Raw genomic sequence first — 16,077 nt, forward strand, 5'->3', positions numbered from 1 at the left:
CCGCTGTGGGTGTGACATGGAGGGATCGAGGTGGATATCTGCGGAAGATCGGAATTCACGGGATCCGAACTCAACTCACTGTGCCGCGTCGGACGGTGCGCGCTCGCACCCCCTCGGGCACCGATCGGGGCAACCGGACGGACGTACGGCGGATCTCAGCCAACGCTCAGGCTGTGGGCCGTACCGTGTGCCGCATGACATCGCCGTCGCCGGCCGCGTGGTTCCGGCGTGCCCTGCCCACCCGCCGACGGGCGATCGCCGCCGCGGTGGTCGTCGTGCTGTTGGCCGCCGCAGTGACCTGGGCGGTGTGGCCGCAGGGACCGGGCGTACGCACCGAGAGCGCGATGCTCACCGTCCGCTCCGGACCGTCCGGTGACGAACCGGTGAACCTGGACACCACCCTCTATCTGCCGGACGACGCCTCGTCCGGTCGGAAGGTGCCGGCGGTGCTGCTGGCGCACGGGTTCGGCGGCACGAAGGAGTCGGTGCGCTCCGACGCGGAGGAGTTCGCCGGGCGCGGCTACGCGGTGCTCACCTGGACCGCGCGGGGTTTCGGCCGCAGCGGCGGTGAGATCCACCTGGACAACCCGGACTACGAGGTACGCGACGCCGAGCGACTGCTGGACTGGCTGGCCGCCCGTCCGGAGGTGCGCACCGACGCGGCCGGCGACCCGAAGGTCGGTGTGGTCGGCGGCTCGTACGGCGGTGGGTTGGCGTTGCTGTTGGCCGCCCAGGACCGTCGGGTCGACGCGATCGTGCCCATGATCACCTGGAACGACCTGTCCCGCGCGTTCCTGCCGGAGAGCACCGGCGGAGCGCCGACCGAGGGCGTGTTCAAGAAGGGCTGGGCCGGCCTCTTCTTCGGCGGCGGCGGCAACGTGGGCTCCGGCCCGGCCGGGCTCTCCGGCGCGACCGCCGCCCAGCCGCAGGGCGCACCGGCGTCGGCCGGGCCGCCCAGCCCCGGGCCGGGTGCCGGCCCCGGCACCGGTCCCGGTGGCGCCCCGGCGGGTGCCGCCGACCCGTCCTGCGGTCGGTTCGCCGCCGACGTCTGCGCCGCGTACCTCCGGATCGCCACCACCGGCCGCGCCGACCAGGCCGCCGTGGACCTGCTGCGCCGCTCCAGCCCGGCCGGTGTGCTGGACCGGATCAAGGCCCCCACCCTGCTGGTGCAGGGCGAGGCGGACACCCTCTTCCCGCTCGGTGAGGCGGACGCGAACGCGCGGGGCATCGCCGCCGCCGGCACCCCGGTACGGGTCGCCTGGTTCACCGGCGGGCACGACGGCGGCAGCGGGCCCCGGTCGGACTCCGACCGGGTGAAGTTCCTGACCGTCCAGTGGCTCGACCACTACGTCAAGGGCGAGGGGGACGCGCCCGGCGACGACTTCACCTGGTCGCGGATCGCCGGCTTCGATGCGCTCGACAGGGGTCTCGTCGCCACCGGTTTCCGCCGCGCCGACTACCCGGGCCTCGCCGGCAACGCCCGCCGGGAGGTGACGGTCGCCGGCCCGGCGCAGCCGATCGCGAACCCGCCGAACGGCAACCCGGCCGCCATCTCCTCGATTCCGTTCGCGGGCGGGCTCGCCTCGCTGCTGGACGGCGTGGCCGGCGACGTGCCCGGCCAGCACGCCCGGTTCGAGTCCGCCCCGCTGACCGAGGCCGTGGACGTGGCCGGTGCGCCCACCGTCACAGTGCGGGCCGCGTCGCCGACCGGCGAGGCGGTGCTCTTCGTCAAGCTCTACGACGTCGACAAGGACGGGGCGGCCACCCTGCCGAACGGCCTGGTCGCCCCGATCCGGCTCACCGGCCTGCCGCAGCAGGTGCAGGACGCCCGCCCGGTCACCGTGACGCTGCCCGGGATCGTCCGCCGGCTGGAGGCCGGGCACCGGCTTCGGCTGGTGGTGGCCACCTCCGACCAGGCGTACACCACGCCGGCCGCGCCGACCGTCTACACGGTTGCCGCGGACGGTGCGGTCAGCCTGCCGACGGTCAGCGGTGAGCCGATCCCCACCGCGGCGACGATCTGGCGCTGGGTGCTCGCCGGCCTGCTCGCCGCCATCGTGATCGGGCTCGTCGTGGTCGTCGCCCTGGTCCGCCGCCGGCACCGCCGCCAGGACCGCTCGGTGCACCCGGAGTACGCGGACACCCCGCTGGCCGTGCGCGCGCTGCGCAAGGAGTACGCGGACGGCTTCGTCGCCGTGTCGAACGTGGACTTCGAGGTGCACCCGGGTCAGGTCGTTGGTCTGCTTGGGCCGAACGGTGCCGGTAAGACCACCACCCTGCGGGTGTTGATGGGGCTGACCCAGCCGACCGCCGGGGAGATCTACGTCTTCGGTCGCCGGCTGGTGCCCGGCTCGCCGGTGCTGTCCCGGATCGGGGCGCTGGTGGAGGGGCCGGGCTTCCTGCCGCACCTGTCGGGCCTGGACAACCTGAAGGCGTACTGGCGGGCCACCGGGCGGCCGTGGGAGGACGCGCAGTTCGACGCGGCGCTGGAGATCGCCGGGCTGGGTGACTCGGTGCACCGGAGGATCAAGAACTACAGCCACGGGATGCGCCAGCGGCTCGCCATCGCCCAGGCCATGCTCGGTCTCCCCGAGCTGCTGGTGTTGGACGAGCCGACCGACGGGCTCGACCCGCCGCAGATCGCCGAGATGCGCCGGGTGCTCCAGCGGTACGCCACGGACGGCCGGGCGGTGCTGGTCTCCAGTCACCTGCTGGCCGAGGTGGAGCAGACGTGCACGCACGCGGTGGTGGTGAACAAGGGTCGGATCGTGGCGTCCGGGCCGGTGGAGGAGATCGTGGGCGAGTCGCCGAGCGTGCTCTTCGACGTCACCGACCCGGTGGCGGCGCGGGCGGTGCTGGACCGGCTGCACGGGGTCCGCGTGTTGCCGGAGAGCGACGGCCAACTGGTTGTCGACACCAACGGCACGGCCCGCAGCGAGGTGGTGGCGGAGCTGGTGCGCGCCGGCATCGGGGTGGACCGGGTGGTGCCCCGGCGGCGCCTGGAGGACGCGTTCCTCGCCCTGGTGGGCGAGAACTCTCGGGGAAGCGGTGACCGGTGATGGTTGTTACTGACGCGGGTGAGGCCCGTGGCTACCGGCCGTCGGCCACCATGCCGTTCGGGGCGGAGTTCCGCCGGCAGGCGTCCCGGCGGCGGACCCAGCTGGCGCTCGGGTTCATGGTGCTGCTGCCGCTGATCATCCTGATCGCGTTCCAGTTCAACTCCGGTGGCGACGACGACAACGGCAACAACGAGTTCGCCAGCCTGGTCGACCTGGCCACCTCGGGCGGGCTCAACTTCACCCTGTTCTCGATCTTCGTGTCGGCGTCGTTCCTGCTGGTGGTGGTCGTCGCGCTGTTCTGCGGCGACACGGTGGCCAGTGAGGCGAGCTGGGGCAGCCTGCGGTATCTGTTGGCGATCCCGGTGCCCCGGGCGCGGTTGTTGACGGTGAAGCTGGTGGTCGCGCTCGCGTACTCGGGACTGGCCCTGCTGCTGTTGGCCGGCACCGCGTTGCTGGCCGGCACCCTGCGCTACGGCTGGTCGCCGCTACGCAGCACTGTCGCCGCCGAGCTGGAACCCACCGAGGGGTTGCTCCGGCTGATGGCCGTGCTGGGCTACCTGGCGGTCGTCCTGCTGGTGGTGGCCGGTCTGGCGTTCCTGCTGTCGGTGATCACGGACGCCGCGCTGGGCGCGGTGGGTGGTGCGGTCCTGCTCTGGATCCTGTCCAGCATCCTGGACCAGATCACCGCCCTGGGCGCGCTGCGTGACTTCCTGCCGACCCACTTCAGCACCGCCTGGCTGGGCCTGCTGTCGACTCCGGTGCAGACCGACGACGTGGTGCGCGGCTGCATATCGGCGGTCAGCTACGCGACGCTGTTCTGGGGGCTGGCGTTCTGGCGCTTCACCCGCAAGGACATCACGTCGTAGCCTTCTTCCAGGCGCTGACGCCGATCCGGCCGGTGTTGCCGAGGTCGATCGGCCCGTCCGGGTCGACCTCCTCGGCTGGCTGCCCGGCGGCGGGTGCCACAGTCAGGAACTCGCCGTTGGTGGCGACCACCGTCGAGTCGGTGACCAGGTTGCGCCAGAGCACCACGGCGGTGGCCCGCTCCCCGGCGGCGAGGGTGACCTGCCGGGGTGGTTGGTCGAAGCCCAAGGTGATCTCCTTGGCGCCGTTGACCACCCGCAGCAGGACCGGCTCGCGCGCTTCGTCGAAGACGTGCAGCACCGGGTACCCGTTGAGCTGGTAGGGGCTCTCGCCGCAGTTGACCAGTTCCAGACCGAGGGCGCGCAGGCCCATCGCGGCGTCCCCGCCGGTCGACCGGATCCGGACGCCGCTGGCCGGGCATCCGGCCGGCGGCTCGGTGCTGGCTGTCGGGCCTGCTTCCGACCTGGACGCGGCGGGCGGCGGCCCGCTCGGGTCCCCACCCTGGCCTTCATGGTCACGAGTGCAGCCGCCGAGCACGAGAGTCGTCGCGACAGTCGCGACAGTCGCGGCGATGCGTCGCAGTGCTGCCGTGTCACGGGAGATCATCCGTTGATCCTCGCCCATGGAGGTGTCTCGCTGGCGTCGGGCGTCGGACCGACCCGCCGAGGCCCGCGTCACGGTGCCAGGCAGGGTCCGTCGTGGTTGGCCGGGTGCCCGCATCGGCCGGTCCCGTCGAGCCTGGTGTCGCACCAGACCCGGGTACGCACCATCTGCCGGTCCTCCTCGCTGAGCGTCGTCTCGCCGAAGTCGATGGCGAGCACGTGGCCGAGGGAGTGGCGCAGCGCCATGGCCAGCGCCGCCGCGTCGTCGACCCGCCGCAGGGTGGTCGGCAGGTGGATGATCCAGTGCGGTTCGGTCACCGGGACCACCGGCTGTTCGGGGCCGCCGAGGTGTGCCGACAGTCGGTGTGCCGCGACTGCCACTGCCGCAGAGCCTGCCGGATGCGTTCACCCTCGGTGTTCGCGGTGGCGAGATCGCGGGTGAGCCGTTCCAGTTCGTCGGCGAGCAGGCCAAGGTAGGCGTACACCTGTGTGGGGTCGAGGCCGCGCCACCGGCGGACGCTGAAGGTCGCGGCGCGGACGTGCTGGGGGAGCAGGCGCCGCATGGTCTGGTAGATCACTACTGAAGCTCCTTTCCATCACCGTTGCCGTAGGACGTGAGGCGTAGCAGCAACCCCGCACCGAGCCGGAGGGCCCTGCCGATCTTGCGCTTTCGGCTGGCGATAGAGGCGATATGCCCCTTGTGTCGGGACAGAAAGTGCAAGATCGCGGAGAAGTGGCACCCGGCCTTGTCGATCAAGGAGTTGTGGTGCCTGGTTTGGTAATGTTGAGGATGCTTTGTCACCCACCACAACTCCATGATCGACGAGGCGGTGTGGGGTGACGAACAGCCGCTCGGGCTGACGCAACCCTGTTGACCTTCTTCGTTCGATGCTGGGGCTGGGCGGCACCGGGGTGGGCGGGGTCGGCCGGCACGACCGCGCGTGACGTACCGGCCGGAGCCCGGCACCCACCCCGGGCCCTCTCCTTCCCACGGGGGTCCGTGGGCAGGCTTCAGGCGGTCGCGGCTCCCGCGCTGGACAACCCGCCGGTGTACGACGTGAGCGCGGCGACCGCCGCGGACAGGCTCTCGGTCATCAGCCCGAGTTGGTCGGCGGCCCGGTGCCACTGCCCGGCTGCCGTCTCGGTCGCCGGGTCGCTGGGCCGGTCGTGCTGTTCGGGGTCGATCAGCTGCTGCCCGGCGGTGGTGATCCGGGCCGGGAGCGCACCGATCCGGGCGCGTGCGCCAGCCAACTGCTCCCGGACGGTGTCCAGCACCTCGACCAGAGCGCCGATGGTGGCCCGATCCTGGTGGCCAGCGTCGGCGCGGAGCAGGTGAACGCCGTCGCTGAGCTGCCGCTCGGCGTCGCCGGCCAGGTCGAGCGCGTCCTCACCGCTGCGGCGCGCCAGCCGGATCGCCGGGTGAGCGCAACCCGCCCCGGTCCGTTCCAGCAGCACAGCAGCGGCGGCGACGGCGAGGTACGTCTCGCGCAGCTCGGCCGTCACCTGCTCCACGGACCAGATCGCGCTCGCCGCCGGCACCTCCGTCGCTGTCTCTGACGCGGTCATGGGTGGACTCCTCTCGTCGGGTCAAGGGGGTGCCGGGGCAGCACAGGGGGGTGCCGCCCCGGCGGGGAACCACCCAGTGCCTAGCTGGAAGCTCCGCCTGCAGCTTTACCGATAATGTCGGTAAAGTCAACGATGCGCTTGAGGTGCCTCGCGTGGTTGTGGTCAGATGGGCGTGCCTAGCTGGGAGTACCTCGCATGCCCTCACCACGAAAATTCGAGCCGCACTACCGGCGGATCATCGCTGACATCAGGAAGCGCATCGCCGACGGCGAGTGGCCGCCAGGTCACAAGCTGCCCTCGACCAAGGAGTTGGCCAATCTCTACGACGTGCGTAGCCAGTCGACTGTCCGGCAGGCCATCACGATCCTGATCGAGACTGGCGAGTTGTACGGCCACCAGGGGCTCGGTGTCTTCGTGGCTGAATAGCGCAATCGGTTCGAGGCTGCGATCTGTGTCGATCTCCGTGTGTTGGGCCGGACACTATCGGACACCGCCGCCTCGCCACATCAGAGTTGCCGCCCCGCGTTCGCCGGGCTGGGTCGATGCGTAGGCGCTGACCTGGAACGCCTCCGCGCGAGAATGCGCTTCAGCGGCGATCTTGCAGTTTCCGCTGTCGGTATGAAGGGATGCGTCCCTTGTGTCGGGACGGAAAGTGCAAGATCGCGGAGAGAGGGCGGGGCGGGTGAGGAAACGTCCTACCATTTTCAGGGCGGATTTTCCCACCAGCAAGGAACTTATGATTTTCGATGCCCGCTTGCCTCAGGATCATTGAGACCCATTCACTCTCCTCGATGGAGGTGCCATGAACGTCTCTCGGCTCGGCGGGCCGACCCTGTCCCTGTTCCGCATCGTGATCGGTCTGCTGTTCACGTTGCACGGCCTGTCCTCGGTGTTCGGGTTGTTCGGCGGCAACCCGATGACTGGCAAGGCGGTACCGTTCGGCACCTGGCCGGGCTGGTGGGCCGCCCTGATCCAGTTGGTCTGCGGCGTACTGGTGCTGGTCGGGCTCTTCGCCCGACCCGCCGCGCTGCTCGCCTCCGGCTCGATGGCGTACGCCTACTTCGTTGTGCACCAACCGGATGCCCTGCTGCCGCTGCACAACGGAGGTGAGCTGGCGGCGCTCTTCTGCTGGGCGTTCCTGCTGGTCGCGGCTCTCGGCCCGGGTGCCTGGGCACTCGACACGCTGCTCGCCCGGCGTCGTACCGACAGCCCCTCGGTCTCGGCTTCGGCGGCCGAGCCCGGCACGGTGTCCGTCTGATCAGACCCGAACGAACCGCGCGTCGCCGAAGCCTCGACGAAGCGGCTTCGGCGGCGCGCCCGGTCACTGTCGGCCGATGTGCCCCGGCCCGGGGCCGGCCGACACTCCCGGTCGCGGCGCCACCTCTGCGCTGATGTCGTAGACGATTCAGCTCCACAGCGAGCGTCGGGGACATGTCCCGACCGCCGAGGTCACGTGCCGCATGCCTCAGCCGCCGAGGTCGCGTGCCGCCGTCAACCGGCTGGTGCGGCCACGCAGACCGCGACCGCGGACCGCAGCCGCAGCCGGCGAGCGGAGGCGGGGCGGGGTCAGGCCGGCGGGCGCTGGGTGAGGACCGCGTCCAGCAGGCCGGGGTAGAGCTTGTCCAGCTCGTCGCGGCGGAGCCGGACCAGTCGGCTGGTGCCGGCCGCCCGGGTCCGGGTCAGCCCTGCCTCGCGCAGCACCTTGAGGTGGTGGCTGCGGGTCGCCTTGGAGACGCCGAAGTCGAAACTGCCGCAGGCGGACTCGCCGCCCTCGGCGAGCGCCCGGACGATCTGCAGCCGCACGTCGTCGGCGAGTGCGGCCAGCACGTTGGTGACCGGTACGGCGGTCAGGTCGGGTTCGTGCGGCTCCATGTGACCAGTGTAACCCTTGTTCGACAACCATCGAACGACGCCCTATGGTCAGTCTCGTTGGTTCGACGATACTCGAACATTGGAGTTGCCGATGCGATCCCGCGCCACCGCGTACCCACTGGTCGCCGTGCTCGGCTGGGGCGTGATGTTCCCGATCCTGGCCAGCGCGCTTCACCGGGTCGACCCGCTCAACCTGACCACCGCGCGCTACCTGCTGGCCGCCGTCGTCCTGGTCGCCATCCTGCTGCTCCGCGAGGGCGCCGGCGCGCTCCGCCACGGTGGCCGGGCGCTGGAGGTGGTGGTGCTCGGAGTGGTCGGCTTCGCGGGCTTCAACCTGCTCACCAACCTGGCGCTGGAACACGCCGCCCCGCAGCAGATCTCCCTTTTCGTGGCCACCACCCCGGTGATCACCCAGCTGGTCCGCTGGGCTCGCGACGGCGTACGCCCGAAGCCGCTCCTGCTGGCCCTCTCCCTGGCGGCGCTCCTCGGCGTCGGTCTGGTGATCACGCGCGGGAGCCTGGCCGGGCTCGGACAGTTCGGTCTCGGTGGGCTCATGATGATCGGCGCGGTGCTGGGTTGGGGCATCTACACCCACGGCGCCAGCCGGTTCGGCGAGTGGTCGCCGCTGCGCTTCACCACACTGACCGCGCTCGCCGGCACGGCCGCCATGCTCGTCCTGAGCATCGGCGCCGACGCCGTCGGCTGGCAGCACGCGCCGGCCGCCGCCGACCTCGCGGCGGTCGCCCCGCAACTGGCGTACGCCGTGCTGGTGGGTGCCGTGATCGCGGTCCTGGCCTGGAACACCGGCGTGCAGCGACTCGGTGCCGCCAACGCCGCGCTGTTCATGAACCTGGTCCCGGTGACCACCTTCGCGGTGCAGATCGCCCGCGGCTACCGCCCGGAGCCCGTCGAACTGGTCGGGGCCGCCATCACGATCGCCGCCCTGATCGCCGCGAACCTCGCCGCCCGCCCCCGGGCCACGGCGCTGCCCCGACCGAGCGCGGTGACGGACCCGATCGCGGTGACCGACCCCGTCGCGGTGAATTTCCGCTGACCCAATACCTGGGATCAGTGGTAGCAGGGGCCGACAGCGTTGTCCTAGACTCGACGGCACAACTGAATACCTCATCCAGAGGGGCTGAGGGATACGGCCCGACGACGCCCCGGCAACCACCCCGCGCGCTCACCGCTGAGCGACCCGCGGGGCAGGTGCCAATTCCGTCCCCGCCGCACCGTGCGATGCGGGGAAAGATGAGAGGACTCTCGACATGACGTCGACGCTCGTCGCCTCCGGCATCGACACCGCTGCCAGCCCCGCCCGCGCCCTGGTCTGCCGTGCCTGTTCGGCCCGCTACCCGCTCGCCGCCCAGCACGCCTGTTACGAGTGTTTCGGCCCGCTGGAAGTCGACTACGACACCGCCGCGCTGGCCACCGTCACCCGCGAGCAGATCGAGGCCGGCCCGAACAACATCTGGCGGTACGCCGCCCTGCTCCCCGCCGGTCAGGACCCGGCCACCCGGGTCACCCTCGACCCGGGCCTGACCCCACTGGTGGCGGCCCCGCACCTCGCCGCCGAGCTGGGCATCACCGCGCCGCTCTGGGTCAAGGACGACAGCGCCAACCCCACCCACTCGTTCAAGGACCGGGTCGTCTCGGTGGCGCTCACCGCCGCCAAGGCCCTCGGCTTCACCCGGTTCGCCTGCGCGTCGACCGGCAACCTGGCCAACTCGGTGGCCGCCCACGCGGCCCGCGCCGGGGTGCCCTCGGTGGTCTTCATCCCCAGCGACCTGGAACAGGGCAAGGTCATCACCACCGCCGTCTACGGCGGCGAACTGGTCGCCATCGACGGCTCGTACGACGATGTCAACCGGCTCTGCGGTGAGCTGGTGGAGACCGACGAGTTCGAGGACACCGCGTTCGTCAACGTGAACGTCCGGCCGTACTACGCGGAGGGCTCCAAGACCCTCGGCTACGAGGTGGCCGAGCAGCTCGGCTGGCGGATCCCGGCGCAGGTGGTCATCCCGATGGCCAGCGGCGAGCTGCTCACCAAGATTGACAAGGCGTTCTCCGAGCTGGTGGAGATCGGCCTGGTCGAGGCACCCGCCGACGGCTGGAAGGTCTTCGGTGCGCAGTCCGCCGGCTGCAACCCGATCGCCGTCGCACTGCACGCCGAGACCGACACGATCGTCCCGGTCAAGCCCACCGGCATCGCCAAGTCACTCAACATCGGCGACCCGGCGGCCGGGCTCTACGCCTTGGAGGCGGTCCGCCGCACCGGCGGCTGGATGGAGTACGTCGACGACGACGAGATCCGCGCGGGCATCCGCGATCTGGCCCGTACCACCGGGGTCTTCGCGGAAACCGCCGGTGGGGTCACAGTGGCGGTGCTGCGCAAACTGGTCGAGTCCGGTCGGCTCGACCCGACGGCCGAGACCGTCGTGTTCAACACCGGTGAGGGTCTGAAGACCATCGACGCGGTGGCCGGCCAGGTCGGGCCGACCCACCACATCAAGCCCTCGCTGCGGGCGGCCCGCGACGCCGGCCTCCTCGGCTGAACGGCCCGCCCGGCACCGGGGCCGGGTGGATCAGTCGGTAACTGGGTTTTCGCTGTGAGTGTGGAAAACCCGCCCCTACGGACTTGACGGCAGGAACCGGACGGCGCAAGATGCTCCGTGCGGGAGGGCATTTCGCCGAAGACTTTTGAAGTTCTTGCGACCCAACGCCGGAGGCGTTGTGCGAGTGTCCCTCCCGACCAACGTTCGATCGGGCCAGCGAGTAATTCGCTGGCCCGATCGCTTTTGTACGGTGCACGCTCACCGGCATGAGCATCACCATCGCGTCGTTCGACGGCGCCGACCGGACGTCGGTCGACGAGGCGTACCGGATCGGGTCGGCGGCCAACGACGCCGATGTGCCGGACTTCCCGCCCTCCTGCCGGCGCCGCTTCGACGCGTTGTTCCACACGCCGATGCCCGGTACCCGGTCGCTCTGGGCGCTGGCCCGTCTGGACGGCGTGCCGGCCGGCTACCTCCAACTGGACCTGCCGCAGCTCGACAACACCGACAACGCCACCGCTGAGCTGCTGGTGCATCCGCAGCTGCGGCGCCGGGGCGTCGGCCGGGCCCTGCACGAGTACGGGCTGCGCCTGCTCCGCGAGCACGGCCGTAAGCGGGTGGTGGCGATGACCGTCTCCGCGCTGCCCGGCGGGCCGGCCCGAAGCGTGGCCGGTGACGCGTTCGCGGCCGCGTCCGGAGCCCAGCCCGCTCTCGCCGAGGTACGCCGACGGCTCGACGTCGGCGACATCGACCGGGTCGCTCTGCGTGCGGCGCTCGCCGAGGCACAACCCCGAGCCAAGGGCTATCACTCGGTCTGCTGGCAGGGCTCCACCCCACCGAAGTACGTCGCCGACATCGCCTACCTGGACGGCCGGTTACTGATGGACGCGCCCATGGGCGACGTGCAGTGGGAACCGGAGCAGGTGGACGCCGAGCGGATCCGCGGCAACGAACGGGCGCTGGACGCCCGGGGCCGGCGGCGCTACCACCTCGGGATGCGACACGAGGCGTCCGGCCGGCTGGTCGCCTGGACCCTGCTGGACGTGGGCGCCGCCGCCGACTGGCACGCGTTCCAGCAGATCACCATCGTCGACCCGGCCCACCGTGGGCACCGGCTCGGCCTCATCGCCAAGGCCGAGAACCTGCACCACCTGCTCACCCACGAGCCGGCGGTACAGGTGATCGACACTTTCAACGCGGCCAGCAACAGCTACATGGTGGCGATCAACGAACAGCTCGGCTTCCGCCCGGTGGACCGGTGGACCGACTGGCAGCTCACCCTCTGACGGGTATCGGCGCTACTGCTCGCGGACCTGACTCAGGCATGAACCGCTGCCGGGCATTCGCGCTACTGCTCGCGGTGGGGACTCAGGCATGATGGCGGGCATGACGGAGACCCCGCATCCCCTGTACGACAGGCACGCCGACACCCTCAACCGTGCGCTGACCGCGATCACGGAGCGGGGCTACTGGTCCGCCTATCCCGAATCCCCCAGCCCCCGGGTGTACGGCGAGACCGCCGCCGCGGACGGTAAGGCCGCCTTCGAGGCGTACCTCGGTGGTGACTTCCCGCTCGACCAACCCGGCGCTGGCGTTCGGGTCGCCACCGAGACGAGCCCGTTCGGGGTGGATTTGGCGGTGCGTTACCCACACGCCGGCCCCGGTGAGCTGATCGACGCCGCCTCCGCCGCGCTGCCCACGTGGCGTGACGCCGGCCCGCAGGCCCGGGTGGGCGTCTGCCTGGAGATCCTCGACCGGCTGCACAAGCACATCTTCGAGCTGGCCAACGCTGTGCAGTTCACCAGCGGGCAGGCGTTCGTGATGGCCTTCCAGGCCGGTGGCGCGCACGCGCTGGACCGGGCGCTGGAGGCGCTGGCGTACGCGTACGCCGAGATGACCCGGCACCCGGGCACGGCGGGCTGGGAGAAGGCCGCCGGCAAGGGTGACCCGCTGCGGATGACCAAGACGTTCCACGTGGTGCCGCGTGGGGTGGCGCTGGTGATCGGCTGCAACACCTTCCCGACCTGGAACTCGTACCCCGGGCTGTTCGCCTCGCTGGTCACCGGCAACCCGGTGATCGTCAAGCCGCACCCGCGCGCGGTGCTGCCGCTGGCCATCACCGTGAAGTACGCCCGGGAGGTGCTCGCCGAGGCCGGGTTCGACCCGAACCTGATCATGCTGGCGGCCGAAGCGCCCGGTGAGAAGCTCGCCAGTGACCTGGCCCTGCACCGCTCCGTCAAGATCGTCGACTTCACCGGCTCCACCGAGTACGGCGACTGGCTGGAGACGCACGCCCGGCAGGCATCGGTCTACACCGAGAAGGCCGGCCTCAACACCGTCGTCGTCGACTCCACCGACGACTTCGCCGGCATGTGCCGCAACCTCGGGTTCACGCTGACCCTCTACAGCGGGCAGATGTGCACCACCTCACAGAACATCCTCATCCCGGCCGGGGGCATCGAGACCGACCAGGGGCACAAGAGCTTCGACGAGGTGGCCGGCGGGATCGCCGCCGCCGTCGGCAAGCTCACCGCCGACCCGGCCCGGGGTGTGGAGCTGACCGGTGCCATCGTCAACGACGGGGTGCTGGAGCGGCTGGCCGAGGTGACCAAGGTCGGCGAGCCGGTGCTGGAGTCGCGGGCCGTGGCCCACCCGTCGTACGCCGACGCGGTGGTGCGTACCCCGACGATCGTGAAGCTGACCGCGGACGACTCGGAGACGTACGGCCGGGAATGGTTCGGGCCGATCTCGTTCGCCATCGCTACCGACTCGACCACGCACAGCCTGGAGCTGCTGCGCCGGACGGTCGGCGAGAAGGGCGCGCTCACCGCCGGTGTCTACTCGACCGACGAGGCAGTGCTGGACGCAACCGAGGCGGTGGCGGTCGAGGTCGGGGTGCACCTGTCCTGCAACCTCACCGGCGGTGTCTTCGTGAACCAGTCGGCGGCGTTCTCCGACTTCCACGGCAGTGGAGCCAACGCGGCGGCCAACTCGGCGCTGACCGACGGGGCTTATGTGGCGAACCGGTTCCGGATCGTGCAGTCGCGGCGTCATGTTTGATCTTTAGTTGCGGTGGGGGTTTCCGGGGCAGCCCGACCCGCTTCGGGCGGTCAGGCTTGATCCCTGCGCGGGTCGGGCTGCCCCGGAAACCCTGACGTGGACACGGTTGTCGCTTACGCTTCCGGTTTTTTGGGGGGCATCAGGGTGGTTCTGCCTTGGGATGAGTTTTTGGTTTTAGGCTGTTCGGCGCATCTGTAGCTCGGTTAGGGCTGGGATGTTCGGGTGGGGGACCCGTACCCCGGTGTCCTTGAAGCCCAGGCGCTGGTAGGCGCGGTAGGCGCGGTCGTTGCCGACCACCACCTCCAGCAGCAGTTCCGGCCGGCCACAGGCCCGCGACCAGGCGGCCACCCCGTCGATCAGCTCGCCGAGCAGGCCACTGCCGCGCCAGGTCGGCGTGACGTACACGGCGTAGATCACGGTCAGTCCCGGTTCGTTCGGGTGGGTCGTACCACCGGCGTGCCCGACCAGCCGGCCGCCCGGGTCGGCGACGAACTGCGCGTTACCGGCACCGGCCGAGGTGTACGCGACCCGGGCGGCGAACTCGTTGTGCGGTCGGGCCGCCGCGTCCGCCAGGGTCTCCAGGAAGGCCAACGGCGCGTCGGCCAGCATCTCCAGGCGCAGCGCCCGCATCCGGGCGGCGTCCTCCGGCCGGACCCGGCGGATCTCCGCGAGCCGCACTGCCGGCGGGCCCATGTCGGTGGTCATGTCCGCATGCCTACCACAGGGCAGGGGTGGCGTTTCGCGAGCTGGGCCCGATCGCCGTCATCTCGGGGTCGCCCGGCGACCGTCCCTCCATTTCGCAATGACGCGGGCGAATTTGGTGGCTCGGGAACCCGGCCGATCAGCGCGGCCGGTGCGCCTCGGAGTGTGTCTGTTTTGTGGCAGTGCGCGGCCGTCAGTCCTCGTGTAGCGTGCGATTTCGGTCACCTTCTTCAATGGCGGTCATCGATCGCTGAGTCGGTGGTCCGGGGCGCCCGGCCGTGCCGTGCGCCGAGTCAGGCAACGCCGGGCAGAGTGAGGGAAGTGCACAGTGGCACAGGGCTCCGTGAAGTGGTTCAACGCCGAAAAGGGCTACGGCTTCATCGCCGTCGACGGCGGGCAGGACGTTTTTGTCCACTTCTCCGCGATCGAGATGGACGGTTACAAGGCGCTGGACGACGGTCAGCGGGTCGAGTTCGAGATCACCCAGGGCCAGAAGGGCCCACAGGCAGAGCACGTACGCGTCATCGACTGAGCTTCCTGGCCGATCGGCCCCGTGAGTCGGGGCTGCGGCACTGGCGTGCACCCGGGAAGATCGTGAACCGTTCCAGCCGATGCTGAGGAGCGTTCATGACCGACCAGCCACCCCCGCACACTCCGTCCTCCGGGTCGGGGGAGCCGGACCCGTCCTCGCCCGCCGGCAGCCCCGGTCACGCCGGTCCGCCGCCCGGCTGGGGGCCGGGCACGCCCCCGGTTCGCCCGTCCTCCGGCCCCGCCGGTCCGCCGCCCGGGTGGGATCCCGCGCAGGGTGCCTGGGGTGCGGCCCCGCCATCGCAGGGCTGGGCGTTCCCGCCCACCGGGGGCTACCCGCCCGGGTCGGGTCCCTACGGCGGGCAGCCGTGGTACCCGGGGCCGCCGGTCGGCTGGTATCCGCCCGGTTACGGGGTTGACCCGAACGACGCCCTGGTCACGCCACCCGGCGCGGGTATCGGCGGCTGGTTCAACCGGTGCGGGGGAGCGCTGCGCCGGGGCTGGCGGCAGTTGGTGCCGATCATGCTGCTCACCCAGGTGCTGCCCGCGGCGGTGCTCTCGGTGGTCTCCCTCGGGCTGGACCCGTCGGCGAAGTGGTCCGCCCAGGCCGGATCGACGTCGACCCCCGCGCTGCCGGACAATTTCGTCGCCGAACTGCTGAGCCTCCTGGTCCTGTTGCTCGGCGGCAGCCTGGTCGTCGGGTTGGTGCAGGCCGTCGGGTGGGCTGCCGGCACCTGGGTGATCACCCAGCAGGCGGCCGGTCAGCCGGCCAGCCTGGAGTCCGCGTTGCGCTACGGCCTGCGCCGGGCACTCGGGCTGTGGGCGTGGACCCTGCTGGTCAGTCTGCTCATCGGCGTCGGTGTCTGCTTCTGCGTGCTGCCGGGCATCTACCTGGCCTTCGCGCTGAGCATGGCCGGCCCGGTCTATCTCTTCGAACGGCACAACCCGATCGGTCGATCGTTCCGGATGTTCCACGACCGACTCGGCCTGCTGCTCGGACGGGTGGCCCTGGTGGCCGTTGCCGTGATCGTCGGCACGCTGATCCCCGGTGCCCTGGAAGGGATCGGCACCGGCGCGCTCGGAACGGACCCGTTCTCCTCGGCGGGTACCGCGGCCGGGGCGGTGGTGGTGATCGGGATCACCGCCGTGCTGGCCCTGCCGGCCCATCTCGCGCAGATGGTCGGTCTGCTGGTCACGTACGTCGAGCAGCGTGCCCATGAGGCGCCGGTGAACAGCGCCGGACTGGCTGCGGAACTCGGCTGAGCGGCG

General features: G+C 70.9%; 15 protein-coding genes, 1 pseudogene and 1 riboswitch. Of the genes and pseudogenes, 10 read left to right on the plus strand and 6 right to left on the minus strand.

What is annotated here, in order from left to right:
* Positions 1–194: 194 nt before the first annotated feature.
* Positions 195–3,059 carry an alpha/beta fold hydrolase gene (locus AB0B68_RS01150; RefSeq protein WP_357257306.1) on the plus strand — a complete coding sequence of 955 codons (2,865 nt, stop codon included), beginning with the start codon at positions 195–197 and terminating at the stop codon, positions 3,057–3,059.
* On the plus strand, positions 3,059–3,925 hold the full coding sequence (locus AB0B68_RS01155; RefSeq protein ID WP_357193983.1) for an ABC transporter permease subunit: 867 nt from the start codon (positions 3,059–3,061) through the stop codon (positions 3,923–3,925). The genes AB0B68_RS01150 and AB0B68_RS01155 overlap by 1 nt, the downstream gene beginning before the upstream one ends.
* Here the strand turns inward: AB0B68_RS01155 and AB0B68_RS01160 are convergent.
* The 4 genes and pseudogenes from AB0B68_RS01160 to AB0B68_RS01175 all read right to left on the minus strand — a co-directional run bounded on the left by AB0B68_RS01160 (position 3,915) and on the right by AB0B68_RS01175 (position 6,091).
* Entirely contained in the window at positions 3,915–4,529 is a 615-nt protein-coding gene (locus tag AB0B68_RS01160) for a DUF4232 domain-containing protein (protein WP_357193986.1), read from the minus strand. The two genes, AB0B68_RS01155 and AB0B68_RS01160, sit on opposite strands and share 11 nt — an antisense overlap.
* Positions 4,530–4,597: 68 nt before the next feature.
* Positions 4,598–4,852, minus strand: a complete 255-nt coding sequence (locus AB0B68_RS01165; RefSeq protein ID WP_357194073.1) for a hypothetical protein — start codon at positions 4,850–4,852, stop codon at positions 4,598–4,600.
* Positions 4,840–5,109, minus strand: a pseudogene (locus tag AB0B68_RS01170) (DivIVA domain-containing protein); the annotation flags it as partial. The gene AB0B68_RS01165 and the pseudogene AB0B68_RS01170, both read right to left, overlap by 13 nt.
* Positions 5,110–5,536: 427 nt before the next feature.
* Positions 5,537–6,091: a hypothetical protein gene (locus AB0B68_RS01175; protein ID WP_357257309.1), complete on the minus strand. Its 555-nt coding sequence runs from the start codon at positions 6,089–6,091 to the stop codon at positions 5,537–5,539.
* Positions 6,092–6,286: 195 nt separating this feature from the next.
* On the opposite strand from AB0B68_RS01175, the gene AB0B68_RS01180 reads away from it, so the two are divergent.
* Together AB0B68_RS01180 and AB0B68_RS01185 are read left to right on the plus strand one after the other, a co-directional pair.
* On the plus strand, positions 6,287–6,517 hold the full coding sequence (locus tag AB0B68_RS01180) for a winged helix-turn-helix domain-containing protein (protein WP_357257312.1): 231 nt from the start codon (positions 6,287–6,289) through the stop codon (positions 6,515–6,517).
* A 376-nt stretch (positions 6,518–6,893) separates the two neighbouring features.
* Positions 6,894–7,349 carry a DoxX family protein gene (locus AB0B68_RS01185; RefSeq protein WP_357193992.1) on the plus strand — a complete coding sequence of 152 codons (456 nt, stop codon included), beginning with the start codon at positions 6,894–6,896 and terminating at the stop codon, positions 7,347–7,349.
* 308 nt (positions 7,350–7,657) lie between these two features.
* On the opposite strand, the gene AB0B68_RS01190 is transcribed toward AB0B68_RS01185, so the two are convergent.
* Positions 7,658–7,963: a metalloregulator ArsR/SmtB family transcription factor gene (locus tag AB0B68_RS01190; protein WP_355005850.1), complete on the minus strand. Its 306-nt coding sequence runs from the start codon at positions 7,961–7,963 to the stop codon at positions 7,658–7,660.
* A gap of 91 nt (positions 7,964–8,054) precedes the next feature.
* Here AB0B68_RS01190 and AB0B68_RS01195 point away from each other — a divergent pair, with 91 nt between their 5' ends.
* The 4 genes from AB0B68_RS01195 (at position 8,055) to paaN (ending at position 13,578) form a co-directional block, all read left to right on the plus strand.
* Positions 8,055–9,017 carry a DMT family transporter gene (locus AB0B68_RS01195; RefSeq protein ID WP_357257315.1) on the plus strand — a complete coding sequence of 321 codons (963 nt, stop codon included), beginning with the start codon at positions 8,055–8,057 and terminating at the stop codon, positions 9,015–9,017.
* A 68-nt stretch (positions 9,018–9,085) separates the two neighbouring features.
* Positions 9,086–9,221: riboswitch (SAM riboswitch) on the plus strand.
* Between the two features lie 10 nt (positions 9,222–9,231).
* The gene (gene thrC, locus AB0B68_RS01200) at positions 9,232–10,518 is read left to right on the plus strand and encodes a threonine synthase (RefSeq protein ID WP_357193999.1); all 1,287 of its coding nucleotides are present in this window, start codon (positions 9,232–9,234) and stop codon (positions 10,516–10,518) included.
* 266 nt (positions 10,519–10,784) lie between these two features.
* On the plus strand, positions 10,785–11,804 hold the full coding sequence (locus tag AB0B68_RS01205) for a GNAT family N-acetyltransferase (protein WP_357257318.1): 1,020 nt from the start codon (positions 10,785–10,787) through the stop codon (positions 11,802–11,804).
* Positions 11,805–11,904: 100 nt separating this feature from the next.
* Positions 11,905–13,578, plus strand: coding sequence for a phenylacetic acid degradation protein PaaN (gene paaN, locus AB0B68_RS01210; RefSeq protein WP_357257321.1), 1,674 nt, complete (start codon positions 11,905–11,907; stop codon positions 13,576–13,578).
* Positions 13,579–13,752: 174 nt separating this feature from the next.
* On the opposite strand, the gene AB0B68_RS01215 is transcribed toward paaN, so the two are convergent.
* Entirely contained in the window at positions 13,753–14,283 is a 531-nt protein-coding gene (locus tag AB0B68_RS01215) for a GNAT family N-acetyltransferase (protein ID WP_357194005.1), read from the minus strand.
* A gap of 325 nt (positions 14,284–14,608) precedes the next feature.
* Between AB0B68_RS01215 and AB0B68_RS01220 the strand changes: the two genes are divergently transcribed.
* Together AB0B68_RS01220 and AB0B68_RS01225 are read left to right on the plus strand one after the other, a co-directional pair.
* Entirely contained in the window at positions 14,609–14,812 is a 204-nt protein-coding gene (locus tag AB0B68_RS01220) for a cold-shock protein (RefSeq protein ID WP_355005844.1), read from the plus strand.
* A gap of 95 nt (positions 14,813–14,907) precedes the next feature.
* Positions 14,908–16,071, plus strand: a complete 1,164-nt coding sequence (locus AB0B68_RS01225; RefSeq protein WP_357257323.1) for a hypothetical protein — start codon at positions 14,908–14,910, stop codon at positions 16,069–16,071.
* The last annotated feature ends 6 nt before the right edge of the window (positions 16,072–16,077 follow it).

Source organism: Micromonospora sp. NPDC049049 (assembly GCF_040649115.1).
GTDB lineage: Bacteria > Actinomycetota > Actinomycetes > Mycobacteriales > Micromonosporaceae > Micromonospora.